We start from the raw sequence: 15,996 nt of genomic DNA, 5'->3' as shown, positions 1-15,996 counted from the left end.
TTCACCAATACATTGTGAATACATTAGGAAATTTTAACTTTGCTTTCAAAGATGACTGATTTTACGTTATCCTGCGGCTTTATCTGTGTATGCCTAATAAAAGAATAATCCTACCAATAACGATTCTATTACGATGGCAGATATTTCTCCAGATTCAGAAAAGAAAATAACGATGCTTGTTTAGTGTCCATTTCTTCCACAATAATTTTGCTTTTTTTGGATTCTTTTTCCTGAACTACTGCAATCTTAATTTCAGACAGTTTTTCAATCAGTTGTTTCATAGAAAACCCATATATCTTTGCTTCCCAGGCCAAATATCTGTAGAAAAGCAGGCCAATCATAGCCAAAAATACATGAACCCTTATATTTTCATCCTTGTGGTGATACACTGGTCCTACAGGGACAAGTAAATGATCGTTCAACAGCTTAAAATCGTCTTCAACAAGATTTTTACTGTTATATGTTTTCACTATCTTTTTAGTATGCCACTCCTGCTTATCCGTAAACAGAATATTCTTACCAAACGTTTTTTCACACCTTTTTTCGTTTTCCTCATCAACCCAGAACTTCAACTGAGGTTTTTTCTTACCTTCAGGAGCTTCAATTATTTCGTATTTTATGACAGTCCTGAATTTTTTCAGAATAATTTCTGAAACTTCATTTTCGACACTGCTTCTGTTTCTCTCTTTTCCTTTACTGCTTTCTAATCTTCTCTGCAGGTCTTGGAGTTGATCAATTATTTTTGATTTGTTTGTTTCATAAGTGCTTTTTTGAAGTTTGTAAGTCCCTTCATTATAGGTAATTACGGTTATGAATTCTGTTCCGTAGAACTGATGTTTTGTCCTATATCCAAAAATCTCGTTACCTTTTGTGTTTTTATACAAGTAATTATACCTTGAAAGTGGAACATCAAGGAGTTCCTCAGCCTGATTTGCTTTTGCGGCTCCTACAAAACTCATTTTTGAGATTACCTTTTCAATGTTATCCTTAGAGTTGTTACCTTTATCGAAAACAAGAACAAGATCTTCAGAACAGATATTTAATTCAGTCAGTCGATTTATGATTTTGTCTACAATGCCCGAAAATTCTTCCGAATCAGGAACATTTCCAGGATAAGTTTCGTGAATAAAGGGTATATTGTTTTCATTTACAGCCAGTGATACACAAATTTGATTTTTGTCTTTACGATGCTTTTTGTTATATCCTTTATGAAGCAGTTCACTTTTTTCATCATAATTAGTGGCAAAGGTAAACCAGTTTGATTCATCAACAAACATTATTGATGGAGTTAACCCCTTCTCAACAAGAACCCGACAAAGGTCGTCTTCAATCTTTTTCATCGTATCTGAATCAATGTAACTCATTTGGTTCAGGAAATTCTGGCAATTTAGTTTGTGAGGAAACTTCCACATGAAAGATATTGGGGATTTTTTGAACCAGTCTTCGATCCCGTTTTCACTTAAAATGCCGTGACTTTTCCCAATTATATCGAGTAAAAGGTATTCTCCAACACTCAATCCATCTATTAATTTTTTGTCAGTATGCTTGTTTACTATGTCAATGAATCCAAGTTCTTCATTTACATGAAGGAGTGCGGCAAGCTTGCCGTACTCAAAAGACTTAAGTTTATCATAAGGCATCGATTCACATTGTTTTTTCATTTCAAGTATTTTTTCTGCACTACCCAGATAAATCTGAAAAACAGTCTTTACCTTTCCGTTAACCCTGGCAGCTTCTACAATGTACCAGTAAGGTTTGCCTTTGATAAGTTTCTTTCTCAAAAATACCATACTCTTTAATTAGGATCAACATTTATAAATACTTTTCCAATTAAATCGTTAGTATTAGACCTTTTAAAGTGAATTTAGTAGTTAGGATCAACAAATTAAAGAGAAATGAAAAGGCATCTGATAGTGGTTTTGAGGAGAAATCCAAGCAAAAATCGCACTTCTTTGAAAGTAAAGTTTAAATAAACAATTATAAGTTTGCCTGGTTAAAAACCTTGCACAATCTCTTAGTTGATCGACTTCATACTGGCAAAAAGAGTCAAGAAAGCACAGACCTATGGCGAGATTATTTAATAGCTGTGCCTTTAAAAAAGGTATAACAAAACGTGCCTTCTTGCCCGGCTGTCCGGTAGAGGTCGTTAATGCCTTTATTCCACGTTTTTTCGTCGATCATCTTTAGTTCCAGCGCCTGCTTCCTGACACCCTCGACCATCGCAGTGAAAGTATTTTTCGTAAATCCCTCTACCAGATCGGGTTTACTCGAATCAACATATACCATTCTGGGGGAGACAATTACGTTTTTAAAACCAGTCCGATTTAATAGCGGATAAATTTCTCTGCCTATAAGAGAATTGCCCCCCAAAAGTTCCTGAAAATCAATCAGACACTTTATTGCTTGCATAGCTTCATCGCTCCTGGGGTAGAAATAGCTTGAACCGTGATCACCCTCTATGACAGTTATCGTACCCTCTTTTTTAAGTACCCTCTTAACTGACAATAAGGCATCAAGAGGATTTTTAAGGTGTTCAAGTACAAAGCATATGAAAATATGGTCGAAAGTCTCGTCTTCATAGGGTAGATCGAAGATACTAGCTACCTGAAAATCAACATTCTTCACCCCCTCTTTTTCAGCCAATTGTCTTGCTTTTTCAACTGATTCATCTGAAATATCAATTGATGTAATGCTGGCTTCGGGGCTATTTCTGCTAAGTATGACTGTTTGTGCGCCCACACCGCAGCCAGCTTCAAGCACTTTACTTCCTGGAGGGTATATAGTATCATGATGTAATAGCTCAGTGAGTGCATTTGCCTGATCACAAAGTCTAGAATTCTCTCTATTAGAATATCCGTGTACGTAATCCATCTTATCTACCGAATTCCACAATAATTGCTTTTCTGTTATTAATCTGTCCTTTGATGTACTTATGTGTACAGGAATTTAGTGCTAAATAAGTATTTTTATAAATGCTCTGTTTATCTAAATATATTATATTTTAAACAAATATGACTATGTATTAGAATAATATGCTCAAATTTAAAAATGTATAACATTGGTTTGCATTCTTTCTCTTCTAAATTGCTTTCCACCTTAAACTTGATGGCAGGTTTTTGGTTGTGGAGCTTAAGTTTTATGTCTCAAAGTCCAGTTTTGACAACACTCTGAAAATTACCCGATCCATAGGTCTGGAACAGGTCTCTAAACCTAAGTTTTCCCTTAATATTAATATATTAATAATCCGCAACATTCATATTTAGAGAAAACTCTTTAAATATTTAATCAAAAGTCATGACTTATCTGTTACAGTTGTTTTTTGAGGGAAGCACAGTGATTAAAAATGTTGAATATATAATCTTTCAAATTTTTCTTTTTTTAGTTCTGTTTTTACAGGTATCAAATGTGGCAGCTGTAGAAGAACCTGCAGAACAATGGAACAGATCTTTTGGTGGAAATGGTGAAGATAGTGCCTGGTGCATTCAACAGACTTCAGAGGGAGGGTATATAGTGGCAGGCACAACGGCTTCATACGGCAAAGGTACAGAAGGTTGTCCGGACGCCTGGCTTATCAAGGTTGATAAAAGTGGGAATATGCAGTGGAATAAAACTTACGGGGGAACTTATTTTGATGGAGGATATTTCACCCGACAAACTTCAGATGGTGGTTACGTGCTCTCAGGTTACACATTTCCTTCTGGTTATGGTGAACCCTGGCTGATTAAGACCGACAAGAATGGAAATAAAATGTGGGATAAAATTTCTGATAATATTACTCACGAAGATTACCTTCAGTATAGAGCTGAACGTACCTTTGATGGAGGATACATAGTTGGGGATATGGTTGAGTATGAAGTTGGAAGTGAATTCGATTTGCTTATAATTGATGCTGATATCAGATTAACTAAATATGACATAAATGGTATCCAGCAGTGGAATAATACTTTTGGTAAAAAGAATAGTTCCGAAACGTTAGATCCGTTGTTAAGTTCTGCCAAACAGGCTCCAAATGGCGGATATGTAGTTGCCAGTGAAGTCAATCTAAATGAAACAAACAGTAATTATGACATATGGCTTATCAAGACTGATGAATATGGTCAAGAGCAATGGAACAAGACCTTTGGTGGACCACTGGATGATTCTGCGTTTTCTCTTTCGGTGACTTCTGATGATGGCTATTTATTGACTGGTAGGTACACCGAATTCTGTTCCTATGGTACTGAAGGTGCTGCTTTCATACTTAAGACAGACAGTGAAGGTAATCAGGAGTGGATGAAAATATTTTCTAATTGCACGCTATATTCCGTTCAACAGACTTCAGATGGTGGATATGTAGCTGCGGGCGTTAAAAACGGGAACGCATGGTTAGTTAAGTTGGCGAATAATAGAGAAGGCACTGAGTATGAAGGTGGAAAAAACACTGAGTCTGATGACGGGAAGGATACTGACTATGAGAGTGGCAAGAATATTGAATCTGCAAATGGAGAAAGTGTTGGATATGGAAGTACATCAGAAAGCCTCTCTACCCAAATAAGACATTACATTTGCGATATCTTCAGGGGAGTTTTTCAATGGGACTACTATACTTAAGTAGGAACTTTTCCTGAGAAGATTACATTCATGCTTTTGGTGCAATGTTGCAAGCTTCAAATCTTTTACAATCCCTGGGGCACTCTGCCTGCTTTCCTTTTTTTATAATTCCAAATAAATTTTGTAGTGTTTCGATCCATCGAGAGCGGACTTCTTTCCAATCAACGCCAAGAAGGATCAGAACCCGCATTCCATTAAACAATGATACAAGAGCGATTGCAAGGGTACGCGGATCGGTTTCGGATGGAATAAGGCCTTTCTGCTGCTGTTCTTCAATTTCATGAGTTGGCTGGTCAAGACCATGCTTCATGCCTTCGATTGATCTTTTCTGGACCTCAGGTTTGTGTACTGTCATTCCCAGAATTTCAAAATATAATGCATGTATTTTAATATCAGGTGACATTATCTGATCGAAGATTCCTATCCACGCATCAACCGGGCAGATGTCAGAATTACAGCCTGTTTTTATATCACGGTATTGTGCCTGCAGATAATTTGCACTTTCTATGATTAATTCATCCTTATTTTTAAAGTATCGATAGAGGGCTGGTTTGCTGACATCAAGGCGGCGAGCGATATCTTCCATTGTAGTGTTACAGTATCCTTTCTCATACATTACCTCCAGCCCTGCTTCAACAATTCTTTTTTTTGCTTCTTCTCTGTACTCCGGAAGCATCTTTGACAAACAATCACCCTTTCATGTTTTGGTGTCAATTTATATATAACTTACCAATAAAACACTAAAGTTACTAATAAGTAACTTTAATTACTATAACGTATTATTGGTATTGTAAATCCTTGTCAGCCATGAAGGAAAAGATTAAAACCTGGATAAAATCGGGATAACCAAGATTAGGATCAAGAAAAGCATAAACATATGTAAGAGGCTGGATTTTCATGGAAAAACCGGAAAATACCGAAAACAGAATTCTTGAGGCTAGCGGAAAGAGAAAAGGATCAAGTATTACAGCTGAGAATGTAGCATTCGTCAGAGCCCTTGAATCGCTCAAGCCAGAGGGCGAACGCATCTGTTATGACCCATTCGCCGTCCGCTTTCTTAGTCAGCAATATTTGACGTTTTTGGAAATGGCAGCTCGTGATTCCTCTAAAACCCCATTCCCCGGAATACACAACTCACTTTCAGCAAGAGTCAGATATTTTGATGATTTCGTAAAAAAGTTTATTGATGAAGGGCTTGAACAGCTTGTCATTCTGGGTGCAGGGTACGATACCCGGGCATACAGAATCGAAGGACTCGGGGGTAAGATTAGAATTTTTGAGGTTGACCACCCTGAAACTCAAAGCATGAAAATCGAAAAAATCAAAGATATCTTCGGCTCACTCCCGGATCACGTCGAGTATGTTTCGGTTGATTTTGAGAGCGAAGATTTCAGTCATCGGCTGTTAGAACATGGATATGAAAGGTCGCAGAAGACCGTCTTTATCATGGAAGGACTCATCTACTACCTTCCGCCAAAAACCGTGGATGAGATGTTGTGCTTTATTGCAAAGAATTCGGGCGTCGGGAGTGCCATTATCTTCGATTATGTCTATGAGTCCAGTATTGATAGAACAAATGGAATATGCGGCGTGCAGTGTACGGCATGCGACCAGATTGCAATAATGGATGCTAAAAAAGGCATGGCACAACAGGGGGAACCTTATAAGTTCGGCGTCAAGGACGGGATGTTAGAAACATTCATTGTTCAGAGCGGTTTTTCTCAAGTTTGCAATGTGACCACTGAGGATTATAAAAAGATCTATTTTCAGGGAATTAATGAAAAACGACCAGTATGTTACCTGTCACACTTCGCCTATGCAATAGTGGAATAAAATCTTATCAGCTACTGCCAAACAATCGTAGACAGTAGAAAATGAGACTTTTCGGAGCTTTATTATGAAAAATAATATTGACGCAAAGAACGATTCGATGATTGCATTCACGGGTGGGCAGATACTTACTATGGACTCCGAGCAAAAATACGTGGAAACCGTAGTTATCAAGGAAAGTCATATTGTAGACGTTGGTGATAGGAGTCTCCTTAAAGCTTATCCTGATGCGGAAATTCATGACCTGAAAGGTCGGGTTCTACTTCCTGCTTTCATTGATTCACATAACCACCTATCTTCATTCGGTTGTTTTTTTCCTACCTGGGCGAACCTGATAGGCTTGACTGAAAAGGAATCCGTAATGGAGGAAATTCAACTGCATGCCCGAAAAAAACCGGGAAAAGGATGGATTGTCGGCTTCGGTTGGTTCGATGCCAAGATTGGCGGGTTCGACCTGACGAAAAACGATCTGGATGAGATTATTTCCGACAGGCCGGTTCTTCTTATCCAGGCTACCTTCCATCAGAGTGTAGTAAACAGCCAGGCGCTGGAACTTGTGGGCATCACCCGCTCAACTCCGGAGCCTCGTTGCGGAATTATTCTCCGGGAAAGTAACGGAATGCCAACAGGCGTGCTTGTGGAATATGCACAGGTTCCGGTGTTCCGACTGGTAATGGAAGCGGACACGGAAACACTTGCGAACCTCATAGAGGCGCGTGCTAAAGAGCTTCTCAAATTCGGTATCACTGCGGTCCACGACCCCGGCGTCACACCGGCTGCTGAGGCGGCATATCAAAAGCTTCACGATGAAGAACGGCTTCCGGTATCGGTACTTATGATGCCACATGGAGAGACCGTTCTGGACAATCAGCTGGGTTATAGGCTTCATGGACCGGTCACCGGAGTGGGTGATGAAAAGCTGCGTGTAGGTCCTGTCAAATTATTCGCTGACGGTGCAACCGCAGAAACAGTAGCCTTTTCTCTTAAAATCGGAGGGCAGACTATAAACAGCGGTAACTACCGGGATGACTTTGAGGAAATGCTCTTTGCAGCGACAGAAAAGGGATTCCGAGTATGTGTCCATTCTTTTGGGAATGCAACAACTGATGCGGTGCTTACGGCATTTGAAAATGCTGTTACTCGAGCACCGGCTGGATTTGAAATGCGCCCACGCCTTGAACATGTAACCCTCATAAGTACATCTCAGATCAAACGCCTTGCCGCCATGGGCGGATGTGCGTGTATCCAACCTCAATTTCTGTCCAGGGCGCAAAATACAAAACAGGTTGTGTTAGATGATGGAAAGTGGTATGCCTATGGTGATCTTGTGAAGGGAGGAGTGACTGTGGCCTCAGGTAGTGACAACCCCGGAGGATTTATGGATGCTCGCGACCCGATTGAGGGTTCTGTGATGGGATCAACTATGAGCGATGGAGCAGGCAATGTCATCTTTCCGGATCAAGTGCTTCCTTTTGAGCAGTGGCTCTGGATGTATACCGCAGGGGGCACTTACGCCGGTGGACAGGAAAAAGAGCGTGGTATGTTGAAAAAAGGTATGGTTGCGGATCTTGTAGTCCTTGAAGGTAATCTTGATCCTAAAAACCCTCCTGTTGTTTCTGAAACCTGGGTAGCAGGAAAGAAGGTATATGACCATCGAGTCCTGGGAATTTGAAGTTTTGAAAATTATAAATATGAGTGAAAATGAAAAAATTGAAAAAATGTGGATGCGTGTTATTTGGAGAATAATAAGACTTACGCACTTGAGGAACAAAATCAATTACAGCAAAGACTGTGAATTAAAGTCACGTTTTAAACAGTTGGCGGTCTGATGCTGTTGATTTTTCATTTCAACTGCGTAAGTCCTAAATAAGTTATTTTGTTCACCAACATTTTTAAGAGGCTTTTAATGAATGAAAACCAAATTTTTGTAATTGAAGATTGAATGCCATATTAGTGTGATCAAAGTAAATAATTTTGTTTAGTCCCAACTTTTCTAACTCCCAAAATAGATATCGGTACTTTTGTGTCAATTTGCTTTACAAAAAGATCACTTTGTTATACAAAAATGGCTATGCTAGTTTATGCTTGTTTTCTATTACTAAAGCGTTTTCCACTAAAGCGTTTTCCTGCTGTTTTCTATTACTAAAGTGTCTTTTTTCTGCTGTTTTCTATTACTAAAGTGTCCTTTTCCTGTTTTATCCCATTACTAAAGCGTTCTTCAACCATAATTTTTTAATTAATATAACTATTTTATATTAATATATATGTGAAAAAAGCATATATGGTAATACATACAATAAATACTGTAATATTTGCGATTAAAGTTAAACTGTCTGGTGGGTGATATGATAGAAACTGAACTTATGAGGATAGGGGTCTCTCTTCCAGACACCCTTCTGAGTAAATTTGATGAGATTGTTGAGAAAAGGGGTTATTCTTCCCGCTCGGAAGGCATGAGAGATGCTATCAAGAGTTATATTTCCCATTATGAATGGATAAATGATGTTAAAGGCGATCGTATAGGAACAATTGCGGTTATCTATGACAACACAAAAAAAGGGCTTTCAAATATTTTAACAAATATTCAGCACAATTATTCTCACCTGATAAGATCTTCAGTTCATGTTTACCTTGATCATGAAAATTGTTTTGAGCTAATTTTTATCAATGGAAAAGGTGAAGATATTGCAGAACTTGCTGAATCCATAATAGCCTTGAAAGGAGTCAAATTTTCAAAACTTACAACTATATCATTAAATAAATAATGTACGTATAAATGTACCTATGGCCAATTTGTATTTGATTGATGTTTTAAAACACCTGATGTCAGCAGTTCCTTTAAAGTCCATATTGACTCTGCAATTCCTGCCTCTCTTGCAGGTGTATTTTTGCATTTCTTGACTCAACACTAGAGGAGGAAATCAGAGCTGTAACGAAAGAGGAATTATAGCGAGAATATAGCAAATAAGATATTTTGATTAATGAAAATTAATGAATTCTGTATACGAGAGGAATATTGAGATAGAAAATCACCCAATTGTAGAAATCAAAACTGTTTTGATGTGACCTGTTAAAATATCTGACCATACAACTAAATATTTAAATTTATTTCAACATGGCGTGAGTAAGGCTTGGCTTTACACGGACTCCAAGTAAAATAAACGGGCAATATAATAAAGAGACACATATTGCAGCTATTATGCCACCTTTTAATTAAAAAAAGACAATTATAGCTTTAAAAAGGGTATGTGGTCTTAATAACACATGCATGTGTAAAAAAAATAGTATCCTACCGGTTTTTTTGAATATGGTGAACTATATTAACTTTTTAGGAGATAAGACTCTCCAGAAAGACCTCTATTTTGTTTTTAACTAATAAAAAGTATAGATACGCACAATCTACAACATTATACTCTTTCATGTACTAAAATGAAGAGTTATAAAGCTTTAAATTCCATTTTTGAGTTTTATAAAAGTATAAATAAGAAAGTATGTTTATATATTAATTTATCCAGTTATTATTGTTGTGGTTATTTACAATGGAATAAGGAGGAAAAAAATGAATCATAATAGAAAGTCAATATGGAAAATTACGGCATCTGTTTCTGTTGTATTAATGTTGTTGATATTAGGAATTTCTGCAGCTTCGGCATGTCCAGCTACGAAATCCACTGCTGACTCTACTGATTATAATTATCAATATATCTCATCCAATGGCAACTGTAACAGCGCAGAGTGTGAAGGAAACTGCTGTGACGAATGTGCAGATGTCTGTGGCCAGAGTTGCAATGGTGAGTGCTGTAAAAACTGTTCCGAATGTGAAAACTGTGCTGAGTGCTGTAAAAACTGTTCTGAATGTGAAAACTGTGCTGAGTGCTGTAAAAACTGTTCCGAATGTGAAAACTGTGCTGAGTGCTGTAAAAACTGTTCCGAATGTGAAAACTGTTCTGAATGTGAAAACTGTTCCGAATGTGAAAACTGTTCTGAATGTGAAAACTGTGACGATGACGATTTCGCAAACGACTTCTCTGCCGACTGCATAGTCATCTGCGACCAAGATTGCGCATGAAATTAAAAGAACACATGCAAAAATAAACCTTTTAAAAACCCTGTCATGATTCAAGTTTGATAAAAACAAGAGGAGAATTTCGAGTACTTTATCTTGGTAATTATATATTTCCCAATATCACTTATGATTTATCGAAATTCTCTTTCATGTTGTTTCAAAAATCGACCCATTTCTACAATTGGATAATTGGAATTGTTGACTTTCAATTCAGATCGAAAGTTACTCTGAAATTCAGTTATGTATTTTCCTTAAAGTACAGCATATTATCCTATTTGTAGAATCAAATATCGTTTTGAGACAGCTTGTTTAGTTCCTTTTTTAATTTACATGATGTTTTAGCCTTTCGTTTTTTGATGTTTATGTTATTATTATTTAAGTCCATTTTATGGCTCTTCGTCATTCCCCATGGATTAAGATAATTTTAATCCAAAATCGCATTGATTTTTATGATGACATCATGAGGATATTCGCACAGAACCGAGAAGAGCCATTAATGATTATCCCAAATTGGCAGTTGTTCGGAATGTGCATTATAAAAGCAATATGCCTCCGGTTTCCTTAAACTACTCGAGAAGCTTCAGGACTTAGGCACTTTCAGGTATAAAGCTCCTTCCTCAGACATAATTTTAATTTCCTCTTCTGTTACCGGAGGCTCAACAGTCTCCCTGACCCTAATGATCCTGGCACAGCTTCGGTAGAACTACTGAGAATAACTACAAGCGGCTTTTCAATAACAGAAAGATAGATAATAGAAAGATAGATAATAGAAAGATAGAACACAGGTTTTGTGATGCTGGATATTGATGCTGGATATAATTGATTCCGCATAATTGAATGTGAGCCTTTTTGGGACAAGTTCAGAGTAAATGAGCTTTTGGGATAGGTTCAGAGTAAAAATATGATAATAACAAGAGATCCTGGAGAGTATTTAATGGAATATATGAGGGCTAAGCTGAATACCGCAGGAGGAACTGGTCTGTTTGTAGACATTTTACCCAATCTATAACTTATATTTAATACTTTTCTCACAAATAGTAATAATAAATAAAAATATTATCTGGTTATCAGAGATTTATTTAGAGATATATCTGTGCCCCTGTACAAATTTTTGTTAATTAAAGAGCTCCACAAAGTTAAAATTCAAAGGAGAGAGTCTAAAATTATGATCAAGTTTTGAGTCGTAACAATTAAAACAGTTACACTGGCTAGAAACTTGCCTCACGGAAAAAATATAGGTCGTAAAAAGAGAGGTCGTTTTGGAAATGAAAAAGTATGACGCAGTTGTTGTCGGGGCAGGCATAAGCGGGCTTTTAGCAGCTCTAACGCTTTCCAAACACGGGAAAAAAGTCCTTGTTCTTGAGAAAAATCAGCATATTGGAGGAAATTGCAATAGCTACATGGTAGATGGCTATCAGGTAGATACAGGGGTACACGCGATCACCCACTTGAGTAAAGGACCTCTGAAGAGGTTAATGGATAATTACTTTGATTTTTTGCCTGTATTTGAGGACTATGGGCATTACTACATTCGGACTGAAAATGCTTTTGTCAAAGTTCCTTCAAACCTGAAAGATTTCGTGACTTTTGACATACTTCCGAGAAAAGACAGGCTTATACTCTCTCAGACTCTCACCAAAGCCTTTACCCTTTCCTCATTTGGCATAGACCTCTCAGACCGAGCAGTTTATGATTTTCTGCCAAAGAGCCTTTCAAAGGATACCTATGATTTTGTGGACACAATGTCAATTTCCCTTTCTGGGAAATCTATGAAAGAGACCTCAGCTAAACGTATCCTGTATGGCAGCAATTTTGTCAGAGACAGCATTACCCAGGAACAATTTGATGCCATGATAGGGAAACTGGAATCGAAAAAATCCCAGTCCACAGAATCTATCCTTGCCTCCATCCTTCCGTATCATCTCCATGCTTCTCTTCATGCAAGAATGACCAAGGTTACTCAGCCGTTTACATCCCTGGAAAGGCTTGCAACAAATGACGTAAACAACTCTCAGGGCTATCCCAGAAAGGGGTTAAAAGCCATTCTCAACGCCATCATTTATTCCCTTCCCGAAACTGTTGAGATCAAAACAGAATGTGAGGTTAAAGCCATTCTTGTACAGGACGGAAAGGTTTCAGGCGTGGAAGCCGATGAAATTTATTTGTCTGGCCTTGTCATCTACACAGGTTTTGCAACCGAGATTCCCATGATGATAAAGGATCTTCCCACAGAGTATGTTAAAGACCTCAAGGAAATTGTCCACAGTAAAAGCCTGACCATCTGGCTTGGACTGGAAAAAGAGTTTCCCAATTTTAATTATACAGGCTCAGAGATCTGGTTCAAGGATTTCGCCTACTGGGCAACTCCTATAAGTAACTATGATCCTTCGCTAGCCCCAAAGGATAAGCAGCTTATAGGCTTTTCCTTCGTAATCGACGAAAATAAAAGTGAAGAGCAGGAGATTAAAAAAGCCTATGATACAATTTTCCGTGCCCATCCAGAAATCGAGAAATATATCGATATGCAACACGAACAAACAATGATTCCAGAAAAGGCTGCAGTCGCAATTAATGGAAAGTTCGCAAATATTCGAACCCCGGTTCAGAACCTCTATGTAGCTGGTACCGATACTGACAAGCGCAGCATGGGAATTACCCGAGCTTCGTATTCGATCATTGAGCTCCTGAAGATTCTTAATGAGGATGGGAATCTTCATTAAAATATAAAAAGAAAAAAATCTGAAAATTAAAAACCCAGGCCAAAAGTAAGGTCATGAAAAAAATAAAAGATCCTGAAAAATAGAAGACACAGGCTGCGAAGAAAAGTTAAAGGGGAATAAACTTAATCCTTGTAATTTTCTATAACCTGTTTGCCCCTTTCTGCTGGCACAATTGTCAGCTCAGCATTGGGAAACTCTCTTTCAAGTGGCTCGCCGTCTGCAATCCTGTCCAGAGTAATTGCGACTGCTGCAACCTCGGAATGGGGCTGGCTTCCAACTGCAACATTCCAGTCCGCAAGCTGATAAATTTCAGGAGGCACCTTCTCTGCACCTACCACGATCATAAGATTCTCACAGCTTTTAAGCTCGTCTGTAATATCGGGCAGATTGACCCCATACATTGAAAGATGGCAGACTTTTCCACCGGCAGTTTTCCATTCCTTGATTTCCTGCTTGTAATTGACATTATTTTTAATATAGAAATTTCCGCCCCAGCGGCTGACAACGTCTTCAAGAGTTTTTACTATTCCGGGGTCATTCGAGGCAAGGAGCATACCTTCTGCACCAAGCAACCGGGCAGTTAAGCCTACGTGAGTTGTGATTCTTTTATCCCTTTCAGGGCGGTGCCCCAGACGCAGCAAAACAATTCTTTTCATGCTCGTGCTAAAACCCTGCAAGGTATTAAAGGGTTTCACTGAAAAAAAGAAGAGAAGATTACTGGAACCCGTAGATTCCGGGAATTCTCTTAAGAAGCATGCCCTCAACAACTATCGGGTTTGTCCTCTGGGCCGTTGTCAATGCGGTATCTAGTTTGAACTCTTTTTCAGCATAAATTGTAAGGATAGGGTCTCCCTTCTTAACGGATTCTCCCATTTTCTTGTGAATAGCGACCCCGGCTCCTTTATCATTAGGAGCTCCTGCAAGCCTGGCAATTTCAATTATCCACTTATTGTCAAACTCGATTACATATCCGTCCGCAGAAGCGAGAATGTCGGCAGTATATTGCCCTACCTGGATGTCAGCCGAGGTAATCTTCGGATCTCCGCCCTGGGCCTCAATAATCTGTTTCATCTTCTCAAGGGCCTTTCCGCTCCTGAGTGTTTCCAGTGCAACTTCCTTTCCACGGTCCCTTGGAGCCGCACCTCCCATCTCAAGCAGGATACCTGCAAGAGCCGCACTCTTTTCAATAAGGCTGTTAGGGCCTTCCATACTTTCCAGCACTTTCAGGGCTTCCCTGACTTCCAGCGAGGGACCTACTTTTCTTCCAATTGGAGAGGAACCATAGGTAATTGCACATTCAACGTTCATTCCAAGCCTGTGCCCGAGGTTAATAAGGTCTCTCGCAAGTTTTTGCCCTTCCTGAATAGTTGGAACTTTTGTGCTTGGCCCGACCGGAATGTCCATTACCACATTGTCTGCTCCGATAGCTCCTTTTTTTGCCATAATCGAGGCAAGCATCTGGTAGTAAGGGTCAATGGAGAGGGGGTATTCAACCCTTATGAGCTTGTCATCGGCAGGTGCTATGTTTGTGGCTCCACCCCAGACAAGTGCACCCCCGACTTTTTCGGTTATCTCTTTTACTTCTTGAGAACTGAACTCTACCGGACAGAGCACTTCCATAAGGTCAGCAGTTCCGCCTGCTCCTGTAATCGCCCTGGAACTTGTCTTTGGAATAAGAAGGCCGTTTGCAGCGATAATAGGCACAACAAGGAGAGAAATCTTGTTTCCAGGCACTCCTCCTATAGAATGTTTGTCCATTATAGGGTGAGTGTCAAATTCAATTGTGTCTCCACTCTCAATCATAGCCCTGGTAAGCCATTCAACCTCGTCATCGGTCATTCCGTGAATATACGAAGATGTTATAAAAGCCGAGAGTTCGATCTCACTGAGATTTTCTTCTACGATATCGTTTACGAGTGTTTTAATCTCATCCTGCGCAACAGGTCTTTTATCCATCATTTTCTTGATCACGGACGCTGATTTTGAACGGAATGCCGGAACAACTTCGACCGGCTTGTCCCAGGTTACAAAGTGTTCATATACCTCGGAAAAAACACCCAGCGTGCCTGGAGGAACCATATCATCTGTTGTATCCGCAATTGCGGAAAGGCTTTCACGCCCGCGAATACGGACCCTGTCCCCCGGATTAACCCCCAGTTCCTTGGCATCGACAATATTTAGTAATACCTTGTGCTGCCCTATTTTTATGCTAAAATGTTCTAACTTCAATTGCATGAGTAAACTCCTCCCGTTTCGTTCTTGTTATAAGTGTAAATCTGTGACTGAAATTTGTTTCCCTGGAATCCATACTTTCTGTTTGTTTCTCTATTTGAAAAACTGACAGTTCAGCCTGAAAAAACCAGGTAGATCAATAGTATGAGTAGTAAATATGAGTAGTAGAGTAAATTGTAAATGCTAAACTGAGGTGACATATTGACCTTCATATTATTTTAAAATAATTCCGCAAAAAACTTAAGAAACAAGAATAAAGAGATTAAAATGAGTACTATTAAAAAAAATTTGTAATTATGACTGGAATATACTTTTCAACTTCTGCCGGGTATCTTCAGTAAATTCAAAAAATTTTGAAAAAAAAGATTTTTTTATAGTTTAAATTGATCTTGAGTAAAGAAAGAATAGAGATTAATGGGAACAAATTAAACTGGAATAGTAATTTTTACTTCCAGGATATCGGTTGTTCTCATTAGTTAGTGTTTATGTTAGTGTTTATGTTAGTGCGTCTGTTAGTGTTTATGTTAGTGCTTAGCAGTTATCTAAAATTACTCAGTT

At 38.7% G+C, this 15,996-nt stretch carries 11 protein-coding genes; 6 read left to right on the top strand and 5 right to left on the bottom strand.

All coding sequences use genetic code 11. The annotated features are described in order from the left end of the window. Positions 1-128: 128 nt before the first annotated feature. The gene (locus MSVAZ_RS08650) at positions 129-1,790 is read right to left on the bottom strand and encodes an IS1634 family transposase (protein ID WP_048120234.1); all 1,662 of its coding nucleotides are present in this window, start codon (positions 1,788-1,790) and stop codon (positions 129-131) included. A gap of 283 nt (positions 1,791-2,073) precedes the next feature. Next, complete coding sequence (locus MSVAZ_RS08645) at positions 2,074-2,871, bottom strand: class I SAM-dependent methyltransferase (protein WP_048123826.1); 798 nt, start codon at positions 2,869-2,871, stop codon at positions 2,074-2,076. A 534-nt stretch (positions 2,872-3,405) separates the two neighbouring features. On the opposite strand from MSVAZ_RS08645, the gene MSVAZ_RS08640 reads away from it, so the two are divergent. Continuing rightward, positions 3,406-4,590 carry a hypothetical protein gene (locus MSVAZ_RS08640; RefSeq protein WP_231592547.1) on the top strand — a complete coding sequence of 395 codons (1,185 nt, stop codon included), beginning with the start codon at positions 3,406-3,408 and terminating at the stop codon, positions 4,588-4,590. Positions 4,591-4,618: 28 nt separating this feature from the next. On the opposite strand, the gene MSVAZ_RS08635 is transcribed toward MSVAZ_RS08640, so the two are convergent. Beyond that, on the bottom strand, positions 4,619-5,266 hold the full coding sequence (locus MSVAZ_RS08635; RefSeq protein WP_048123825.1) for a TetR/AcrR family transcriptional regulator: 648 nt from the start codon (positions 5,264-5,266) through the stop codon (positions 4,619-4,621). Between the two features lie 221 nt (positions 5,267-5,487). On the opposite strand from MSVAZ_RS08635, the gene MSVAZ_RS08630 reads away from it, so the two are divergent. The 5 genes from MSVAZ_RS08630 to MSVAZ_RS08605 all read left to right on the top strand — a co-directional run bounded on the left by MSVAZ_RS08630 (position 5,488) and on the right by MSVAZ_RS08605 (position 13,206). Next, positions 5,488-6,423: an SAM-dependent methyltransferase gene (locus tag MSVAZ_RS08630; protein WP_048120230.1), complete on the top strand. Its 936-nt coding sequence runs from the start codon at positions 5,488-5,490 to the stop codon at positions 6,421-6,423. Between the two features lie 64 nt (positions 6,424-6,487). After that, on the top strand, positions 6,488-8,092 hold the full coding sequence (locus MSVAZ_RS08625) for an amidohydrolase (RefSeq protein ID WP_048120228.1): 1,605 nt from the start codon (positions 6,488-6,490) through the stop codon (positions 8,090-8,092). A gap of 676 nt (positions 8,093-8,768) precedes the next feature. Further along, positions 8,769-9,185, top strand: coding sequence for a nickel-responsive transcriptional regulator NikR (gene nikR / locus MSVAZ_RS08615; protein ID WP_048123824.1), 417 nt, complete (start codon positions 8,769-8,771; stop codon positions 9,183-9,185). Positions 9,186-9,979: 794 nt separating this feature from the next. Next, positions 9,980-10,489: a hypothetical protein gene (locus tag MSVAZ_RS20265; RefSeq protein WP_157206053.1), complete on the top strand. Its 510-nt coding sequence runs from the start codon at positions 9,980-9,982 to the stop codon at positions 10,487-10,489. A 1,262-nt stretch (positions 10,490-11,751) separates the two neighbouring features. Further along, the gene (locus MSVAZ_RS08605) at positions 11,752-13,206 is read left to right on the top strand and encodes a phytoene desaturase family protein (RefSeq protein ID WP_048120222.1); all 1,455 of its coding nucleotides are present in this window, start codon (positions 11,752-11,754) and stop codon (positions 13,204-13,206) included. A 122-nt stretch (positions 13,207-13,328) separates the two neighbouring features. On the opposite strand, the gene MSVAZ_RS08600 is transcribed toward MSVAZ_RS08605, so the two are convergent. Together MSVAZ_RS08600 and MSVAZ_RS08595 are read right to left on the bottom strand one after the other, a co-directional pair. Further along, positions 13,329-13,862 carry a tRNA (cytidine(56)-2'-O)-methyltransferase gene (locus MSVAZ_RS08600; RefSeq protein WP_048120220.1) on the bottom strand — a complete coding sequence of 178 codons (534 nt, stop codon included), beginning with the start codon at positions 13,860-13,862 and terminating at the stop codon, positions 13,329-13,331. Positions 13,863-13,920: 58 nt separating this feature from the next. Then, positions 13,921-15,441 carry an AMP phosphorylase gene (locus MSVAZ_RS08595; RefSeq protein ID WP_048120217.1) on the bottom strand — a complete coding sequence of 507 codons (1,521 nt, stop codon included), beginning with the start codon at positions 15,439-15,441 and terminating at the stop codon, positions 13,921-13,923. Between the last annotated feature and the right edge of the window lie 555 nt (positions 15,442-15,996).

Origin of the sequence: Methanosarcina vacuolata Z-761 (assembly GCF_000969905.1) — an archaeon.
GTDB classification, from domain to species: domain Archaea; phylum Halobacteriota; class Methanosarcinia; order Methanosarcinales; family Methanosarcinaceae; genus Methanosarcina; species Methanosarcina vacuolata.
The sequence above is the reverse complement of the archived record's forward strand: the minus strand, read 5'-3'. Positions and strand labels throughout refer to the sequence as shown.

Bases quoted from the DNA above. Each gene is read 5' to 3' on its own strand.
- MSVAZ_RS08650 (WP_048120234.1), bottom strand. From the start codon at position 1,790: ATGGTATTTTTGAGAAAGAAACTTATCAAAGGCAAACCTTACTGGTAC.
- MSVAZ_RS08645 (WP_048123826.1), bottom strand. From the start codon at position 2,871: ATGGATTACGTACACGGATATTCTAATAGAGAGAATTCTAGACTTTGT.
- MSVAZ_RS08635 (WP_048123825.1), bottom strand. From the start codon at position 5,266: ATGCTTCCGGAGTACAGAGAAGAAGCAAAAAAAAGAATTGTTGAAGCA.
- MSVAZ_RS08630 (WP_048120230.1), top strand. From the start codon at position 5,488: ATGGAAAAACCGGAAAATACCGAAAACAGAATTCTTGAGGCTAGCGGA.
- MSVAZ_RS08625 (WP_048120228.1), top strand. From the start codon at position 6,488: ATGAAAAATAATATTGACGCAAAGAACGATTCGATGATTGCATTCACG.
- MSVAZ_RS20265 (WP_157206053.1), top strand. From the start codon at position 9,980: ATGAATCATAATAGAAAGTCAATATGGAAAATTACGGCATCTGTTTCT.
- MSVAZ_RS08605 (WP_048120222.1), top strand. From the start codon at position 11,752: ATGAAAAAGTATGACGCAGTTGTTGTCGGGGCAGGCATAAGCGGGCTT.
- MSVAZ_RS08600 (WP_048120220.1), bottom strand. From the start codon at position 13,862: ATGAAAAGAATTGTTTTGCTGCGTCTGGGGCACCGCCCTGAAAGGGAT.
- MSVAZ_RS08595 (WP_048120217.1), bottom strand. From the start codon at position 15,441: ATGCAATTGAAGTTAGAACATTTTAGCATAAAAATAGGGCAGCACAAG.